The sequence below is a fragment of the Streptococcus oriscaviae genome (assembly GCF_018137985.1).
In the GTDB taxonomy this organism is placed as follows: domain Bacteria; phylum Bacillota; class Bacilli; order Lactobacillales; family Streptococcaceae; genus Streptococcus; species Streptococcus oriscaviae.
In genome coordinates, this window is sequence record NZ_CP073084.1 from 1,102,742 (window position 1) to 1,119,192 (window position 16,451).

Consider the following 16,451-nt stretch of genomic DNA (forward strand, 5'->3'; position numbering starts at 1 on the left):
TTGCTCCTATATTTTCTTTCGGAAGACCTCGTACATGAGAATGGCCGCTGCCACGCTGGCGTTTAGGCTCTGCACATGCCCCTTCATAGGGATGGTAATCATTTCGTCAACTTGCTTTTTGATATTTGGAGAAATTCCCTTGCCTTCGTTGCCGATAATAAGGGCTAGCTTGCCTGCTGTATTCCACTTGTGACTTGGGGTTCCATTCATGTCTGTTCCAAAAATCCAGAAGCCCGCCTCCTTGAGTTTATCAAGGGTCTGACTGAGATTGGTCACACGGGCAATCGGAACATGGGCGACCGCACCCGTTGAGGTCTTGGCCACAACTGGGGTCACACCGACCGCTCGGTGCTTGGGAATAATAATGCCCGCCACCTGAGTGGCATCTGCGGTTCGCAAAATCGAGCCAAAGTTGTGCGGATCTGTCAGACTATCTAGGATGAGGATTAAAGGATTGTCTTCTGCTTGCGCTTTTTCCAAAATAGCCGCCAAGTCCGCATAGGCAAATTCGGATACCCGCAGGACAAAGCCTTGATGGACAGCTCCATCCGTCATTTCTGACAAACTCTTTTTAGGAGTCCAAGAAATTGACACCTTCTTTTCTGCAGCCAGTGCCTTGATTTTTTCTACATTTTTGCCGCGTAAATCATCCTGAATGTAGAGTTTGTTGCCGGTATTGGCCTCCAAGCCTTCCACAACAGCATGAACGCCGTATACAATATCGTTTTTTTCCATGGTTTTATTATATCACACCTAGCTAGCCAGTCCAAGGTGAGAGGGTTAAGAAGTGCGCTGTCTAAAAATGGTAGATCCGCTCTTCGATTTTACCGATTCGCAATCATAAAGCCTTCGCAGAAAAGTGCTAGTTTTACTTGGCTAACAGAATATCAAAAAGGCTTGCCCTTTCGGACAAACCCTTTCACTTTTTTCAATTAGGCTTTACCAGCTGAACCGAATACGTCGATACGCTCTTCAACAGAGGCTTGGATAGCTTTTACGCCGTCAGCCAAGAATTTGCGTGGGTCGAAGAGTTTCTTCTTGTCGTATTCTGCTTCGTTTGCTTCATAAGCTGCTGCAAATTTACGAGTAGCGTTCGCAAATGCGATTTGGCACTCAGTGTTTACGTTTACTTTTGCAACACCCAATTTGATAGCTGCTTGGATTTGCTCATCAGGAATACCTGAACCACCGTGCAATACGATTGGGAATCCTGGTACAGCTTCAGTCAATTTCTTCAAGTGGTCAAGGTCAAGACCTTCCCAGTTTGCTGGGTATGGACCGTGGATGTTACCGATACCTGCTGCCAAGAAGTCGATACCAGTTGCAACCATTGCTACTGCATCTTCGATTGGAGCCAATTCACCGCTACCAACGATACCGTCTTCTTCACCACCGATAGTACCAACTTCAGCCTCAACTGAGATTCCTTTAGCATGTGCCAATTCAACCACTTCTTTAGCTTTTGCAAGGTTTTCTTCTACTGGAAGGTGTGAACCGTCAAACATGATAGAAGTGTAACCTACTTCGATACACTCAAGAGAGTCTTCGTAGTGACCATGGTCAAGGTGAATCGCAACAGGAACAGTGATGTTCATTGATTCGATCAAGTTAGCAATCAAGTTACGAGCAACTTTGTAGCCACCCATGTATTTTGCTGCACCCATAGAGGTTTGGATAAGAACTGGAGCTTTCTTAGCTTCTGCGGCACGCAGGATAGCTTGAGTCCACTCAAGGTTGTTTGTGTTGAATCCACCAACTGCATAACCGTTGTCACGGGCTGCTTGGACAAATTTTTCTGCTGAAACTAATGGCATTTCGATAGCCTCCTAATATTTTTTAAGGGTTAGACCCCATACGGCTTTATTTTACCATTTTTCTTTGGAAAATGCTAGCTCAAACTGCAGGCTTTTGAGAAAGTTTTCACATGAATTTTCATAAGGGCTACAAAATAAAAAAAGACCAGCCGAAGCTAGCCTGCGATGCGGAGAGTGGGACTTGAACCCACACGGCCTAAAGCGGCCACAGGATCCTTAGTCCTGCGCGTCTGCCAATTCCGCCATCCCCGCTTAACACAAGATTTAGTATATCATGCGGATGCTGCCCTTGTCAAGACTTTTTTACCCTTTTTCGAACCTTTTTGCTTTTTTGGAAAAAGAAAAGGCCCGAAAGAGGCTTCGGGCCCGTATCATCTTTAGTCTTGAGGAGCTTGAACCTTGTTGGCCGCGATAACGAACGGTGCCCAGATACAGAAGGCTACAAAGACGTTAAAGAGGGAAACAAGACCAGCCATGACATTTCCTCCGGTTGCCAAGAAGGCGTAAAGACCTGGAGGGGTAATCCACGGAATGGATACATAAACCGGCGGGATGAGCCCTGCAGCGGTCGCGGCATAGGCGATGCCCACACAGACAGGCGGTACAATCAACCATGGTACGACAAAGAGTGGGTTTAGAACCATTGGGATACCAAAGGTAATGGGTTCATTGATGTTGAAGATACCCATCGGAGCAGACAGTTTGGCAACTGCACGGTATTCCTGTCTTTTAGAGAAGAGGAAGATGGCGATAATCAGGGCGATGGTGACACCGGAGCCTCCCATCTGGCCGTAAGCATCAAAGGAACCACGGGTCCAGAGGTATGGCAGTTGACTGACATCCTTGGTCGCTTCATAGGCAGCTGTATTTTCCAAGAGGGCTGGCAGGTAAATCCCGTCCATGACTGGCCCCAATACGTTGTGTCCATGTAGGCCGAAGAACCAGAAGAGCTGGACTAGGAAGGAAAGGAGAACCACGCTGAACCAGCCCTGAGACAAGCCCATCAGAGGCTGTTGGATGTAGGTGGAAATCAAATCGTTCAAGGCTTGGCCTGTCAGAAGGGTTGATAGATAACCAACTAGGGCAGATACATAGATGGCTGCAATCCCCGGAATCATGGACGCAAAAGCCTTGTTGACCGCAGGTGGTACGCTATCAGGCATCTTGATGATGACATTTTTCTTCATAAAGAAAATATAAACTTCGGCTGACAAGAGACCAATCAGCATGGCTGCAAAGAGGCCAGTTGCCCCCGCATAGGCAACAGAAATAACGCCCCACTGGGAAGTTTCTAGGTTGCTGCCAGATACCATCAGGCCAAGATTAGTCAACTTGGTCAAAACTGACTTGTCCAAACCAGTCAGATCAGTCACAATGGTCAGGGTTTGTGGAATGGTGGAGATGAAGGCTGCAAATGAAACCAAGCCCCCTGCAATCGGGTTGAGTTTTTCAGCTTGGGCCCGGTTGTAGCCGAGGGCAAAGACGAAGGCTAGGGCCATGATGGCAATGGTACCAAAGTAAACATAGCCGTTGAGCTCAATCAGAGGCTTCATAGCTTCCGCAAAGCCAGTCCAGCCCATATTGGTCGGAATATCCCGCACCAATACGTTTAACAAGACAGCGATAGCCCCTGCCATGGTCAGCGGGAACATGGCAATAAAGGCATCCCGTATAGCAATTAGGTGCTTTTGTGACCCTAACTTACCTGCAATTTTCAAAAATGTATCCATTTAGGAAACCTCCTTTTTTTCTGCAAATTCTGCAAGTTTTTCGATTTGTAATGTCATCCTTTTTTCCAGACCCTTTCTCATGAGGGGCAGGAGCAAACGATAGTTCCACTGTTGAAACTTTCCTTCCGGTAGGTAGTCCTCTGTGTAGGTGACCTCCGTCCTGCCATCTTCAAGGGGCAGAAGTTGGTAGGTAATCCACTGTACACCTCGGTTGGATTGAACAGCGACGGTGTACTGTTTGTCGGGGATAAGCTCTCCTACTGTGATCCTAACGGACTGCTCCCCCTGCTTCCCAAAATGTTTCAGGTAGGTCAACCCTTCCTTGATAGCCTCCAGTTGAATGGTCTGGCCTGTGGCGGATTGGTAATCCTTTTGAAAAAGGTCCAAGAGGGTTTGGTAGATGGCTGGGGCCGTTCCTCTAACACTTAGTCGAGCTTCCATTAACTCCCTCCTACTTCTTCTAATTTCCGATAGACATCCACCATTTCTTTGGCCATATCTAAAAAGGTAATGGCGTTCATGAGGTGGTCCTGTCCATGCACCATGAGCAGGCTGAGAGCAACCTTATCGCCCTTGGCTTCTTGGGTGAGTAGGTCTGTTTGTCCGTGATGGGCCAGGCTCAAGGATTGTTGGGCCAGCTGAAGTTTTTCTTCAGCCAGATCAAACTGGAAGGCCTTAGCAGCTCGGATAGCCTCCACAGCATGGCTCTTGGCATCCCCGCCATACATAATCAGCTTCATGACAGCTTCTAGCAATTCTTGTTCCTTATCCATATCAATCACCTAGAAGGGACATGGCTGCTGCAAATACCTTTTCCCCATTCATGGTCCCGTAATCCATCATATTGATATCTGATACCTTGGTAGCTGGTTCAAACTTGGACTTGTATTCGTCCAGCATAAAGCGGACTTGAGGACCAATCAGCAGGACATCGATGGTTTGGCTAGCAAATTCCTGATCCACTTCGGAAACAGGGACAGCAAAAATCTTGGCTTCAACCCCCTGACTAGCTGCTGCCTTTTCCATCTTGGTAACCAGCATACTGGTTGACATCCCTGCATTGCAAACTAACATAATTGTTTTCATTTTATACCTCCTTTGTGCAAATGAGTTGTGTAAGTGTGTCTAGAGTCGGCTCCAAGAGGAGACGCTCGCGAAAGGTTATACTGTCTAATAATCGGGCCAGGTGCTGGGTCAGTAGCTTCATGTGCTTGTTTTCCCAGAGAGAGGGAGATAGGAGAATCACCACTGAAACATCCTGTCCATCTTCATTCCAGACCAAGGGTCTAGAACAAATAGCCACGACGATTTCTTCTTGCATGGACAAAGACTTGGCTGGATGAGGAAAGGCGATTCCTTCTGCAAAGATGAGGCTGCCCAGCTCCTCTCGTGTGAGAATCTGCTGGTAAAAGTCCTCGACAAAACCTTCTTTGCTACTGTCCGTCAGTCGGCCAATCATCTCTTTCAGTAAGTCTTCCTTGGACATGGCTTCCTCTTGATAGAAAAAGCGGTCTTCTGAAAAACAGTGCTGACAGGCTTCTTCCAATTCTGACAGGGGATGAACCTGGCCTTGACCCGATGAATGCCCTGTGGCTAAGTAAGCTTCTATTTTTTGAATGTCTGCCTGAGGCAGCAAAACACTGATGGAAATAACCGGTTTTGGAAAAACGTGACCAGTCAGATCAATAGCAGAAAGGATCAGATCAACCTGGCTCAAATCTTGACGGAAGAGTTCATGAAAACTGACACAGGCCAGAATGTCCAAGCGCTGCCCAAAATGGCTCATGAGGCGATGCTGCAAGACCTGGGCACTGCCGACACCTGTACCGCAGACCAGTAAAACCCGCAAGCTTTCCTTGCTCTTCTGCCGTTCTAAGGCCGCCAAGATATGGAGGGTGATATAGGCCCATTCTGGATTGGATACCTGATAAAGAACTAGGCAGGGCAGCTTGGAGAAAGCCTCTTTGGTTGCTACAATCAAACTGCCATAACTATCCTTTAATTCCTGATAGAGGGGATTGTCCAGACGAATGCCATTTTGAAGTCGAAGCAAGAGGGGCGACAGGTGATCCCGTAAACCCTCTAGGAGCAAATCGTCTGCCACCAAGCCCTGGGGCAGGTGCTTGGATAAGTCCTCCAGAACGAGCATTAAATCACTGTCAGAAATAGGCTGAAAATCACTGGGCAGACTGGTATTGCCCTTGCCCAGCAGATGGAGGGCCATGTAGTCTGCTTCCGCCTGAGGCAGGTCAATTCCTAGATAGAGGCGAATCCGCTCCATCATTTTGAGGGAAATCTCTCTGGACTTGATATAAGCTTCTTCCTGTCCAAGAGGGAGAGGGCGAACTGTATGTCCCGAGGAAATCCGCTCAATAGCCAAGGCTAGGTGAACCAGTAAGTTGGTCAGGCTGTAATCCGAAAGGGATAAATCCTCTTCCCGACTGACTTCTAAAATAGCAGTGTAGAGTTTTCGGGTGTCGATGTTTTCAAAAAGGGGAATTTCCTCCAAGTAGCCCAGTAAGGGTTGATTGACCTGCCGAGAGAGGAAATATTCAACGATAAAGTGACGCTTGTCCCGCTCAAAGCCTTCAACTGCCAGATTCCCTTCCTCATTGCGACTGAGGCTTAAGGAGTAGGGAGTCAAGCGCTCTCGTATGCTGGCAAGAAGTTTGGAGAGGGCCGATGGGCTGATATGGAGGAGCTTGGTCAAGTCTTGGGCAGGAATCTTTTCCCCTTCAAAAAATAGTTGGTGGAGGAGATAATGCTCCCGATCCCGTTGCCATTCCAAATTCCCCCTTTGCTTGTGGGAACTCCGGTCAGCCTTGATGGTCTCATAGGTGGAGCGAAAGAGGTCTGGGTCGACAATTTCTAGGCGATAGCCCTTGCTGGGCAGGGAATGAATCCGAAGACCCAGTTGATCCTGAGATTGGCTGACATCCCTGATGATCTTGCGAACGGTCCGATCGGACAGGCTCATTTCCTCAGCCAAAAAACGGCTGCTGAGGTAGCCTTGCTGGGAGTGGTTGAGAAAAATCTCCAGCAGGGCCATTTCACGTTGGTTCACTGATTCCCTCCTTTCTCCGTAGTCGAAACGCGTCGTTTGGTTTCAAAAAATCGAGTAATTCTATCGAATAAGGACTGAGCCGTCCAATAATATTGGTTCGCTCATCCAGCTCAAGGTCGCATAAGGCTAGAGAAAGCTCACCTGCGTAACGTCCGTAATTCTGATTGGCCAAAAGAATGTCTCCACGTTTGGCCTTTTTTTCTTGGATTCGGACGGGGTGGTCTTTTTGACCATAAACCAGCCGTGGCATGGTAGAGCGAATTAAGTAGTCAGAAATATCTGGACGATAGTGATGAGGATAGGCTAGGATAGCCTCTTCAAGCGGAGTCAAGACCAAATCACTTTCCCATTCCAACTCAATTTCTTCCTTATTGGTTTCAAACACTTCAATCATTATCTGAAGTTCTTCTTTTGAGATAAATTGATTGGACAAGATGATGGTGTCTACATCTCCCGCTGCCAGCAGGTAGCGCAATTGGTCTGCCAAGGCTAGCTGCCTGTGTTCTTCCAGAGTGGGCAGACCCTCATCATACGCCCAAGCCCCTTGCTGGGCAGAGGCGGCAGACACAAAGGCAGCGGTCGCAAGCCCCATGGTTCGATAGACTTGATTCATGAAGTGAAAATGACTTTTTGATAGACCTGTGTAGGCTTTAGGGTAAAAGTTGTGGCAAGCTGTTAACCGCTCAGGGCTTACCCCCAAGGCCAACAAATCTGTGACTAGCTTACTGTCCACACTCATATTGAGTTCTAGGGTCATTTCCCTTTCCTGATCCAGTAACTCCTTGATCCGACTTGCGGAATAAGCTTCATCTAACCGCACACCAGTCAGACCAAAAGCCCTGGCCTGACCAAGTATATCTGCTTCCCAGCCCAAACCTGTTAAGAGCTGGGGACTGAGGTCTCCTACCACTTCAAAACCAGCCTCTCTGCAGATGGCAACGATCTGCTGATAGTGATGCAACAGAGCCTGGTCGGATGGATTTAGCTGGAGAAAACTGAGAAAGACGCGGCTAAACATCTCCCTTGGAAATTGCTGGATATAGTTCCACAACGATTCCTGATCATGCCCTTCAGGATAAAGAGAAAAACCTAGCTGAACCATGTCTTTGTCCTTTCTTATTCTGCCTTAGGGTTCAAAGCCCCCATTTTGGCTCAATTCTTTAAACCAGTGGCCGGATTTTTTGATGATTCGCTCCTGGGTTTCCAGGTTGAGCTCAATCAGGCCGTATCGATTCTTGTAGGCATTTAACCAAGACCAGCAATCAATGAAGGTCCAGAGGAGATAGCCCTTGCAATTGGATCCTTCTTCGATGGCCCGGTGCAATTCTTTCAAATGGCCCTTGATAAAGTCAATGCGGTAATCATCTTGAATAAAGCCATTTTCACGGAACTTCTCCTCGCCTTCAACACCCATCCCGTTTTCGGTCAGGAGCCATTCGATATTGCCATAGTCTTCCTTGATGCTTTGGGCAATATCATAGATCCCTTTTTCATAAATTTCCCAGCCCCTGTGAGGATTGATTTTCCGGCCGGGCATGACATAATGGTCATAGTAAAAGTCAGGCTGGAAGGGAGCATCTGGGTGAGGCAGATAGCGCGGTGCAGCCACCCGTAAGGGTTGGTAGTAGTTGATACCCAGGAAGTCAACCTTGTGTTGGCGGATGACATCTAGGTCTTCTGGCCTGTAAGTCGGTAAAAGGTCGTGCTCTTTTAGGATGGCCACCAATTCCTGCGGGTATTCCCCCTTGACGGATGGGTCAAGGAAAGATTTGGCCTGAAAGAGTTCCGCAATACGGGCGGCCTTGAGATCAGCAGGATGCTGGCTCCTCGGATAGGCTGGTGTCAGGTTGAGAACAATGCCAATCTTATAGGCGGAATTGACCGCATGGCACTCCTTGACAGCCAGAGAGCTCGCGAGCTGGGTATGGTAGGCCACCTGGGCTGCTGCCTTGGCATCCAATTTATTGGGGTAATGATAATCGTATAGGTAGCCGCATTCGACGGGGACAATGGGTTCATTAAAGGTAATCCAGCGATCGACCAGATCCCCAAAGTTTTCAAAACAAAAGCGGGCATAGGCCTGATAGGCGTCTACGATGGCCCGATTTTCCCAGCCCTCGATTTTTTGCAGTTCAAAGGGCAAATCAAAGTGGTAGAGATTGACCATCAGCTCAATCCCCTTGTCCTTAATCAGGCTAAACACCTTTCGATAGAAGGCAAGGGCTGTTTGATTGACCTCTCCAACTCCTTTCGGGAAGAGGCGAGACCACTGAATGGAGGTTCGAAAGATGGTATGCCCTGTTTCCAGCAGGAGGTCAATATCTTTTTCGTAGTTGAGGTAGAAGGTGGAGGTGGTTTCTGGGCCGATTTGCCCATGGAAACGGTCTGGTTCAAGGGAGTACCAATAATCCCAGAGGTTCTCTCCCTTTCCATCCCCAGCTACTCTGCCTTCGCTTTGGGGACCTGAGGTCGAACTGCCCCAGACAAAATCCTTTGGAAATGTCAACATAATTTGTAAGCCCTTTCTTTTTCTTCTATTATACTATGAAGAGCCAGAAAGAAAAAGATTCCCTTCATTCCAAATTTTCCGTATTCCTTGCGGAAAGCGCAGAAACAATAAAAAGAGGAAGCCCTGACAAACATTCCTTCCTCTAAAAGTAGTTCACCCTTTAGCAGACTTTTAAAAAGCTGGTCGGAATTTACTTCCTTTTCCATAAGTTGGTGGCAAAAAAATGTGAACCTCATAGTAAAAAACGATTCTTTTGCAGGTTTTTCCCTTTTTAAGCCCCCTTTATCCCAAACTTTGATATAATAAACCTAACACATTCGGAGGTTGATGAAAATGAAAGAAATAAAGCAGACACCCCGCTACCAATTAAGAGCATCCGCAGTTCCGACCCTGCTGTGTGATTTTTACAAGGTTTCTCACAGACCTATGTATCCCAAGGGGTCACAAGTTATTTACAGCACATTTACACCTCGCAGCAACAAGCAGGCTCCTCACCTAGACCGAGCTGTCGCTTTTGGTTTTCAGGCTTTTGTTAAAAAATATTTCCTTGATTATTTTGAGAAAAACTTCTTCAGCCGCCCCAAAGCGGATGTCTTAGAAGAATATGAAGCCTTTATCCAGCGGACATTGGGAGGAAATCTTGCCAGCGACCATATCGGACAGCTCCATGATTTAGGCTATTTGCCGCTTAAAATCAAGGCCATTCCAGAAGGAAAATCTGTGGCGATTCGAGTACCGATTTTGACGATTGAAAATACCCACCCAGACTTTTTCTGGCTGACCAACTACATCGAAACCTTGCTCAATATGTCCCTCTGGCAACCGATTGTATCTGCTAGTGTTGCACGCGCCTATCGCAAAACCCTGACCCAGCTGGCCAAGGACACTTGTGATTCCATGGATCACATTCCCTTTCAAGCCCATGATTTTTCAATGCGGGGAATGAGTTCCTTGGAAAGTGCAGAAACATCTGGAGCAGGGCACCTCATCGCCTTTCTGGGGACGGACACCATCCCGGCTATCTCCTTTGTAGAAGCCTACTATGGCTCTAACAATCTCATCGGCACCTCCATTCCTGCCTCTGAACATTCTGTTATGAGCGCCCATGGGATTGATGAACTGCCAACCTTCCGCTACCTGATGGAAACCTTCCCCGACTCCATGATTTCCATCGTGTCAGACACAACGGACTTCTGGCACAACATCACCCAGAACCTACCCCTCCTTAAAGAAGAAATCATGGCCCGTCCAGACAATGCGCGCTTGGTTATCCGCCCAGACAGCGGCGACTCTTACAGCATTATCTGTGGCGACTCAGAAGCCCAGACTGAGCATGAACGTAAGGGGTTGATTGAATGCCTCTGGGATATTTTTGGCGGCACGGTCAATTCCAAAGGCTACAAGGTACTCGACCCACACATTGGGGCCATCTATGGAGATGGGGTCAACTATGAAAAAATGGTGCGTATCCTCCACGGACTCAAAGACAAGGGCTTTGCTTCCAGCAACCTCGTCTTCGGTGTCGGATCTCTGACCTATCAACACCATACCCGTGACACCTTGGGCTTTGCTGTTAAAGCAACCTCCATCATTATCAACGGGGAAGAAAAAGTCATCTTCAAGAATCCCAAAACAGATGACGGCTTGAAAAAATCCCAGAGAGGCCGGGTCAAAGTTCCTAGTCTTGACAGCTTTGTTGACGGCTTGACAGCCTCCGATGATTTTTCTGATGACCTCTTGGAACTTATCTTTGAAGATGGTCGCCTCATAAAAGACATGTCCTTCGATCAAGTCCGTGCTAACCTACTAGCGGAATTTGAGGACTAGCCAGCCTTTTACAACACTAAACAGCGAACAACGGTCGATTTCTGCTTATCGAAGTCCAAACGTGTTCGCTTTTTGTTTGAGGCTATGCAACCCTATCTATTTTTTCGCACGCCCCTTCGAGGTTTACTTCTTCTGGTTTTCAAGGGCTGCAGTGAACTGTGTCTTCCGGATGGTTGGCCGCGACAGCAGCTCTAGATGGCACTGACAAGTCACAAAGACATACTTGGTTGTTGTCGTTTTTTCTCCTTTTTAGGAATAAAAATAATAAAAATAGCCCCCTACGAATAGGGAGCTATGACCTCAAAAGAGGTACCCGATAGTATCTTTTTGGCATTTGGACGGGGTGTCAAATGACAATTTATTCTTCCTCCAAGACTTCGTCGTCTGAAAAATCGTCATCTTCTTCACTCAAATCAACGTCTTCGTCCACCAAATCATCGTCTGGAATGATTTCGTTGATTTCTGAATCGTAGGATTCCACCTCGTCTTTTTCATCGTCTGGATTTTCATCATCGTAATCTGAAGATGAGCTAGAAGCACCGTATCCATCTTCATCTTCTGGATCGTCATGGCCATAGTCAATAGCATCTTCATCACCATCCATAAAGGCGTTGACACGTTTCTTCTTGCGTTTTGGTGCATCCTCATCCTCTTCTTCAAGAGTGATGACTTCTTCGTCAATCTCATCAATAGCGTACCAAGAACGAAGGCCCCACTTGTTTTCCCCTAGCGGAATAAAGCTGCCATCCACATTCAAGTCAGAGTAGAAGGTTGGCAAGGCCGCACGGATTTCGCTATTTGATTTTTCAAGGTAGTTTTGAATTTCATTAACCAAGTCATTGAAATACATCTCATTGTCACGTCCACGTTCTTCCAAGATAGCACGCGCCACCTCAATCATGGATAATTCGCTTTTTTCTTGTCCTGCAAATACGTTTAATTCCAAGGTTGTTCTCCTTTTTTGTCTTTCCTTTCTATTCTACGCTAAATTCCTAAAATAGTCAAAGGATTCAAGCAAGCTTTTTCTCTTTTTCCCCTTCAAAGAAGAAAAAGTCTGGGAAACAGTTCCCAGACCTTCTATCTAGCGACGGTATTGACGCAAGAAGCGAGTCATCTTCTCCTGAATTTCTGCCAACTCATCTACGCGCGGCAGGTAAACAATCCTGAAGTGGTCAGGCTCCTTCCAGTTAAATCCTCGGCCATGCACCAGCAAAACTTTTTCCTGCTTGAGGAAGTCCAGCACAAACTGCTCATCGTCATCGATCCGATACATCTCGCGGTCAATCTTAGGAAAGAGATAAAGACCAGCCTGAGGCTTGACGGCTGAAAGGCCAGGAATATCGTTGATGGCCTTGGTGATAAATTCTCTTTGCTCGTACAGGCGGCCACCCGGAACTAACAATTCGTCAACCGACTGGTACCCTCCCAAGGAAGTCTGGACAACCTGCTGGGCAAGGACATTGGAGCACAAACGCATATTGGACAGCATATTGAGCCCTTCAATATAGTCCTTGACATGACGCTTAGGCCCAGAAAGAACCATCCAACCCACACGGAAGCCACAGATGCGGTGGGATTTGGACAAGCCATTCATGGTCACGACAAAGAGATCCGGTGCCAAGGTTGCAATAGGAATATGCACCTGACCATCAAAAACCATACGGTCGTAAATCTCATCTGAAAAAATAATCAGCTCGTGCTGGCGTGCCAACTCGACAATCCCTTCCAAAATTTCTTTTGGATAGAGAGCCCCAGTTGGGTTATTGGGGTTGATAAGGACGATAGCCTTGGTTCGGTCGCTAATCTTAGCACGCATATCGTCCAAATCTGGGTACCAATCAGCAGCCTCATCACAGACATAGTGAACCGCCTTGCCTCCAGCCAGACTGACTGCAGCTGTCCACAATGGGTAGTCCGGCATAGGAACCAACACTTCATCCCCATTATCCAAGAGCCCTTGCATAGACATGACAATCAACTCGCTGACACCGTTGCCGATGTAGATGTCTTCAATGTCTACATTTGGGAATTTCTTGACCTGGCAGTACTGCATGATTGCTTTGCGGGCTGAGAAAATCCCCTTACTGTTGGAGTAGCCTTCTGAATTTCTCGCATTGTGTATCAAGTCGCGAATCACTTCGTCTGGAGCCGTAAAGCCAAATTCCGCAGGATTTCCCGTGTTCAAACGCAGAATCTTCTCGCCGTTGGCTCGCATACGCATCGCTTCTTCTAAAACTGGCCCACGAATATCATAGGCTACGTCTTCCAATTTTGTGGACTTGGTAAATTGTCTCATGGAATCACCTCGAACTTTCTCTGTACATATTGTAGCTCAAATGAAGAAAAATCACAAGAATACTTTACATTTCTTTGAAAATAGCTTATAATATATATGTATACATAGCACCCTGCTTGTTCCTACCGAATCGGGTTTCTGTCGTGTTCCAGGCGGAATGGTTCCTCCCAGCACGTTCTCCCCTTCCGTGGCAGTCGGGTGTCGACCATCCATCTGTCCAGCTTGGAGGAGCTGCTGTTCGGTCTTGCTTCCTGTCAACTGGGCCTCTCGGCTTTGCCATTGGGAAAGGAGTGAAGAACTATGACCCAATCTTATAAAACTATCCTTGTCGCTGTTGATGGCTCCTCAGGAGCAGAACTTGCCCTTCACAAGGCCATCCATGTCGCCAAGCGCAATCAGGCCCGTCTTGTTATCGCCCATGTCATTGATACACGCGCCTTGCACAATGTCGTAGCCTTCGATGCCTCCGTCTACGAATCTCTTGAAAAAGAGGCCAAGGACCTTTTGGCAGAATACCAGCAAGAAGCTAAAAATGCTGGTTTGGAGGATGTGCAAACTGTTATCGAATTTGGAAATCCAAAAACACTTCTATCCTTGGATATTCCAAAACAAACTGGAGCTGACCTGATGCTTTTGGGAGCAACCGGACTGAATGCCTTTGAGCGTTTGTTAATCGGTTCTTCTTCTGAGTATATCATGCGTCACGCAACCATCGACCTGCTCATCGTCCGCAACAGTGACAAGAGCATCTAATCCACAGGCTCACAAAATAGCAAAGACTCAAAACCGCGGTTTTGAGTCTTTTGTTTAAGGCTTGAGTTGCCGGTTGATTTCTTCTTGGATGGCCGCCTCAGGAGCAAAGCGTTCCTCCCAGTCATCTGGTTTTAAAATTTTATGGGTCACAGGGTCAAAGTGGGCCTTCCCATCTGGGAAAATCTTCCCCATATTAGCCTGATGAACAAGACGAAAGATCGGCTCTGGGTCTACTCCCATCAGAACGAAAGAGCCATAGGTTAGATAAAGAAGGTCAAGGAGGGCATCCACCTGACCGACCAGCGGATTGGTCGGGTAGGGTTTGGTTTTTGCCTTGGAAGCAGCCTTGTCTAAGGCCTGATGGAGGCCAAGAAGGAGCTTGTCAAAATCCTCATCCTTGTCAACTGTTGCGTGTAAAAATTCGACCAGCTCTTCGATTTTAAAATCCGCCCGATGGCTGGCATATTCTGAATCGTAAGCAAGCGGTTTTTCTTGCGTAGTGCCGTCCATGACCGCATGAAAAGCCTTGACTTGGTTGAACTGCGCGTCCTTACTTTGAAACATGAACACCTTCTCCTAGAAGACCAAAGTGGGCTAGAGCCTTGTATATGCCTTCTTTGTTGTTGCTGTCTGTCACATAAGAAGCGACTTGGCGTGCCCGTCTGGTGCCGTTTTTCATAGCCACTGAATAGCGAACTCCCTCCAGCATCTCGATGTCGTTATTGGAATCGCCAAACACCATCACGTCTTCCGGACCAAAGCCATACCTCTCTCCAACCCGACGAATCCCTTCTAATTTTGAATTGCCTTTGTTAATAATATCTGCCGCATAGGGACTAGAACGGGTAAAGGTTAAAAATTCGTACCGCTCCGCCAATTGTTTGGTTTCCTGCTCGGTCGCAAGCAACATCATCTGATAGACCGGCTTTCCAAGCACCTCCTCAAAATTGGCCTTTTTCTGGGGGCGCAAGCGCCTGATGAGCCGGTTAAAGATAAAGTTAATCACTCCTGCACAGGACTTGGGAACAATCCGGGAAATACGGTAGGCCAAATTTCCCACTCCAAAGCTCATGATATTGCTGCCGGCAATTCCATTCGCCATCCCAAAAGACAAATCCTTTTGATGACTTTCTGCATAGTCCATCATCACTTCTAACGCTTCGCGAGAAAGCTCGCTGGTGTAGAGTACCTGCTCACGAGAAAAAATGTACTGCCCGTTGTAGGCAATAGCGATGTCCAATCCAAGCGAAGCCATATATTGAAGCAAAAACCGTGGCCCACGACCTGTGGCTAATCCAACCAATATCCCTTGTTTTTTCAGGGCGTTGATAGCTAAAATGGTTGACTTGCTAACCGTTCGACTATCTGTTAAGAGCGTTCCATCAATGTCAAAAAAGACCGCTTTTACTGTCAACCCTTTCACCTACCTTCCCTTTTTATGATACAATTAGTATATCATAAAATTGAAAGAATCTGAAAGATAATGAAAAACATTCTCGTTTTGCACACTGGTGGCACCATCTCCATGCAGGCCGATGACAAGGGCCAAGTTTCGTCCAGCGCTGTCAACCCTATGACCACGGTTTCTCATCCGCTGGATGGTATCACCGTCACTGCACTAGACTTCCTCAATCTGCCCAGCCCCCACATCCGGCTGAAGGACATGTCCGCCCTCTATCAAAAAATCAAGTCCGAAGCAGAAAACTATGACGGATTTGTCATCACCCACGGCACGGACACCTTAGAGGAAACCGCCTATTTCTTAGATACGATGGAACTCCCCCTTCGCCCCATTGTCCTGACTGGAGCCATGCGCTCCTCCAATGAGTTGGGGAGCGACGGAGTATACAACTACCTCTGTGCGCTACGGGTAGCGGCTGACGATAAATCCGCTGATAAGGGGGTACTGGTCGTGATGAATGATGAGATTCACGCCGCCAAGTACGTTACCAAGACCCATACAACCAATGTATCCACCTTCCAAACTCCAACACACGGCCCACTTGGCCTGGTCACAAAGGGAGAAATCCTTTATTTCAAGACCGCTGACCCCCGTGTCCGCTTTGATTTGCCCAAGGTTGAGGGAATCGTTCCCATCATCAAGGTCTATGCAGATATGGACACCGTTCTCTTAGATGCCCTCCAGCAGACAAGAGTTGATGGACTGGTTCTAGAAGCACTCGGGGCGGGCAACCTGCCTCCTGCCATCCTGCCTGCCCTTTGCAGCCTACTCGACAAGGGCCTGCCAATCGTTTTGGTTTCGCGTTGTTTCAATGGCATTGCAGAACCAGTCTATGCCTATCCCGGCGGCGGTGTCCAACTTCGGGAAATGGGCATCCTCTTTGTCAAAGAACTCAATGCCCAAAAAGCCCGACTCAAGCTCCTCATCGCCCTTGCTGCCGGCCTAAAAGGGCAAGAGTTGGCTGACTATATTCAAGGGTAAGAAAAAAGCTCGTGA

Annotated in this window: 14 protein-coding genes, 1 tRNA gene and 1 pseudogene; 3 read left to right on the plus strand and 13 right to left on the minus strand. The window is 47.5% G+C overall.

Annotated elements, in window-relative coordinates; translation table 11 throughout:
• Window positions 1-6 precede the first annotated feature (6 nt).
• From rlmB to INT76_RS05635, 10 genes are all read right to left on the minus strand, one after another.
• On the minus strand, window positions 7-735 hold the full coding sequence (gene rlmB, locus INT76_RS05590) for a 23S rRNA (guanosine(2251)-2'-O)-methyltransferase RlmB (protein WP_212569555.1): 729 nt from the start codon (window positions 733-735) through the stop codon (window positions 7-9).
• 197 nt (window positions 736-932) lie between these two features.
• Window positions 933-1,814: a class II fructose-bisphosphate aldolase gene (locus tag INT76_RS05595; RefSeq protein ID WP_212569556.1), complete on the minus strand. Its 882-nt coding sequence runs from the start codon at window positions 1,812-1,814 to the stop codon at window positions 933-935.
• Window positions 1,815-1,980: 166 nt separating this feature from the next.
• A tRNA-Leu gene (locus INT76_RS05600) sits at window positions 1,981-2,066 on the minus strand.
• Between the two features lie 125 nt (window positions 2,067-2,191).
• Window positions 2,192-3,544, minus strand: coding sequence for a PTS sugar transporter subunit IIC (locus INT76_RS05605; RefSeq protein ID WP_212569557.1), 1,353 nt, complete (start codon window positions 3,542-3,544; stop codon window positions 2,192-2,194).
• Window positions 3,545-3,985, minus strand: coding sequence for a DUF3284 domain-containing protein (locus INT76_RS05610; protein WP_212569558.1), 441 nt, complete (start codon window positions 3,983-3,985; stop codon window positions 3,545-3,547). It lies immediately after the preceding gene.
• Window positions 3,985-4,317: a PTS lactose/cellobiose transporter subunit IIA gene (locus INT76_RS05615; RefSeq protein ID WP_212569559.1), complete on the minus strand. Its 333-nt coding sequence runs from the start codon at window positions 4,315-4,317 to the stop codon at window positions 3,985-3,987. Before INT76_RS05615 ends, INT76_RS05610 begins: the two co-directional genes overlap by 1 nt.
• A gap of 1 nt (window position 4,318) precedes the next feature.
• On the minus strand, window positions 4,319-4,630 hold the full coding sequence (locus INT76_RS05620) for a PTS sugar transporter subunit IIB (RefSeq protein ID WP_212569560.1): 312 nt from the start codon (window positions 4,628-4,630) through the stop codon (window positions 4,319-4,321).
• Window position 4,631: 1 nt separating this feature from the next.
• Window positions 4,632-6,608, minus strand: a complete 1,977-nt coding sequence (locus INT76_RS05625) for a BglG family transcription antiterminator (protein ID WP_212569561.1) — start codon at window positions 6,606-6,608, stop codon at window positions 4,632-4,634.
• The gene (locus INT76_RS05630; RefSeq protein WP_212569562.1) at window positions 6,595-7,710 is read right to left on the minus strand and encodes a MupG family TIM beta-alpha barrel fold protein; all 1,116 of its coding nucleotides are present in this window, start codon (window positions 7,708-7,710) and stop codon (window positions 6,595-6,597) included. The genes INT76_RS05625 and INT76_RS05630 overlap by 14 nt, the downstream gene beginning before the upstream one ends.
• Before the next feature lie 24 nt (window positions 7,711-7,734).
• Entirely contained in the window at window positions 7,735-9,117 is a 1,383-nt protein-coding gene (locus INT76_RS05635) for a glycoside hydrolase family 1 protein (RefSeq protein WP_212569563.1), read from the minus strand.
• A 333-nt stretch (window positions 9,118-9,450) separates the two neighbouring features.
• Between INT76_RS05635 and INT76_RS05640 the strand changes: the two genes are divergently transcribed.
• Complete coding sequence (locus tag INT76_RS05640) at window positions 9,451-10,944, plus strand: nicotinate phosphoribosyltransferase (protein WP_212569564.1); 1,494 nt, start codon at window positions 9,451-9,453, stop codon at window positions 10,942-10,944.
• A 358-nt stretch (window positions 10,945-11,302) separates the two neighbouring features.
• On the opposite strand, the gene rpoE is transcribed toward INT76_RS05640, so the two are convergent.
• Both rpoE and INT76_RS05650 read right to left on the minus strand, forming a co-directional pair.
• A complete protein-coding gene (rpoE, locus tag INT76_RS05645) occupies window positions 11,303-11,890 on the minus strand; it encodes a DNA-directed RNA polymerase subunit delta (protein ID WP_212569565.1) in 588 nt (195 codons plus the stop codon).
• A gap of 135 nt (window positions 11,891-12,025) precedes the next feature.
• Window positions 12,026-13,240 carry a pyridoxal phosphate-dependent aminotransferase gene (locus INT76_RS05650; RefSeq protein WP_212569566.1) on the minus strand — a complete coding sequence of 405 codons (1,215 nt, stop codon included), beginning with the start codon at window positions 13,238-13,240 and terminating at the stop codon, window positions 12,026-12,028.
• 300 nt (window positions 13,241-13,540) lie between these two features.
• On the opposite strand from INT76_RS05650, the gene INT76_RS05655 reads away from it, so the two are divergent.
• The gene (locus INT76_RS05655) at window positions 13,541-13,993 is read left to right on the plus strand and encodes a universal stress protein (RefSeq protein ID WP_212569567.1); all 453 of its coding nucleotides are present in this window, start codon (window positions 13,541-13,543) and stop codon (window positions 13,991-13,993) included.
• Between the two features lie 54 nt (window positions 13,994-14,047).
• Here the strand turns inward: INT76_RS05655 and INT76_RS05660 are convergent.
• Window positions 14,048-15,407 (minus strand): annotated as a pseudogene (locus INT76_RS05660) (HAD-IIB family hydrolase).
• Window positions 15,408-15,473: 66 nt separating this feature from the next.
• On the opposite strand from INT76_RS05660, the gene INT76_RS05665 reads away from it, so the two are divergent.
• Window positions 15,474-16,436 (plus strand): asparaginase, encoded by a 963-nt coding sequence (locus tag INT76_RS05665; RefSeq protein ID WP_212573026.1) that lies wholly within the window; start codon window positions 15,474-15,476, stop codon window positions 16,434-16,436.
• Window positions 16,437-16,451: the final 15 nt, after the last annotated feature.

Coding starts and splice junctions, on each gene's coding strand:
- INT76_RS05605 (WP_212569557.1), bottom strand. CDS start 3,544: ATGGATACATTTTTGAAAATTGCAGGTAAGTTAGGGTCACAAAAGCAC.
- INT76_RS05595 (WP_212569556.1), bottom strand. CDS start 1,814: ATGCCATTAGTTTCAGCAGAAAAATTTGTCCAAGCAGCCCGTGACAAC.
- INT76_RS05610 (WP_212569558.1), bottom strand. CDS start 3,985: ATGGAAGCTCGACTAAGTGTTAGAGGAACGGCCCCAGCCATCTACCAA.
- INT76_RS05650 (WP_212569566.1), bottom strand. CDS start 13,240: ATGAGACAATTTACCAAGTCCACAAAATTGGAAGACGTAGCCTATGAT.
- INT76_RS05655 (WP_212569567.1), top strand. CDS start 13,541: ATGACCCAATCTTATAAAACTATCCTTGTCGCTGTTGATGGCTCCTCA.
- INT76_RS05615 (WP_212569559.1), bottom strand. CDS start 4,317: ATGGATAAGGAACAAGAATTGCTAGAAGCTGTCATGAAGCTGATTATG.
- INT76_RS05630 (WP_212569562.1), bottom strand. CDS start 7,710: ATGGTTCAGCTAGGTTTTTCTCTTTATCCTGAAGGGCATGATCAGGAA.
- INT76_RS05635 (WP_212569563.1), bottom strand. CDS start 9,117: ATGTTGACATTTCCAAAGGATTTTGTCTGGGGCAGTTCGACCTCAGGT.
- rlmB (WP_212569555.1), bottom strand. CDS start 735: ATGGAAAAAAACGATATTGTATACGGCGTTCATGCTGTTGTGGAAGGC.
- INT76_RS05620 (WP_212569560.1), bottom strand. CDS start 4,630: ATGAAAACAATTATGTTAGTTTGCAATGCAGGGATGTCAACCAGTATG.
- INT76_RS05640 (WP_212569564.1), top strand. CDS start 9,451: ATGAAAGAAATAAAGCAGACACCCCGCTACCAATTAAGAGCATCCGCA.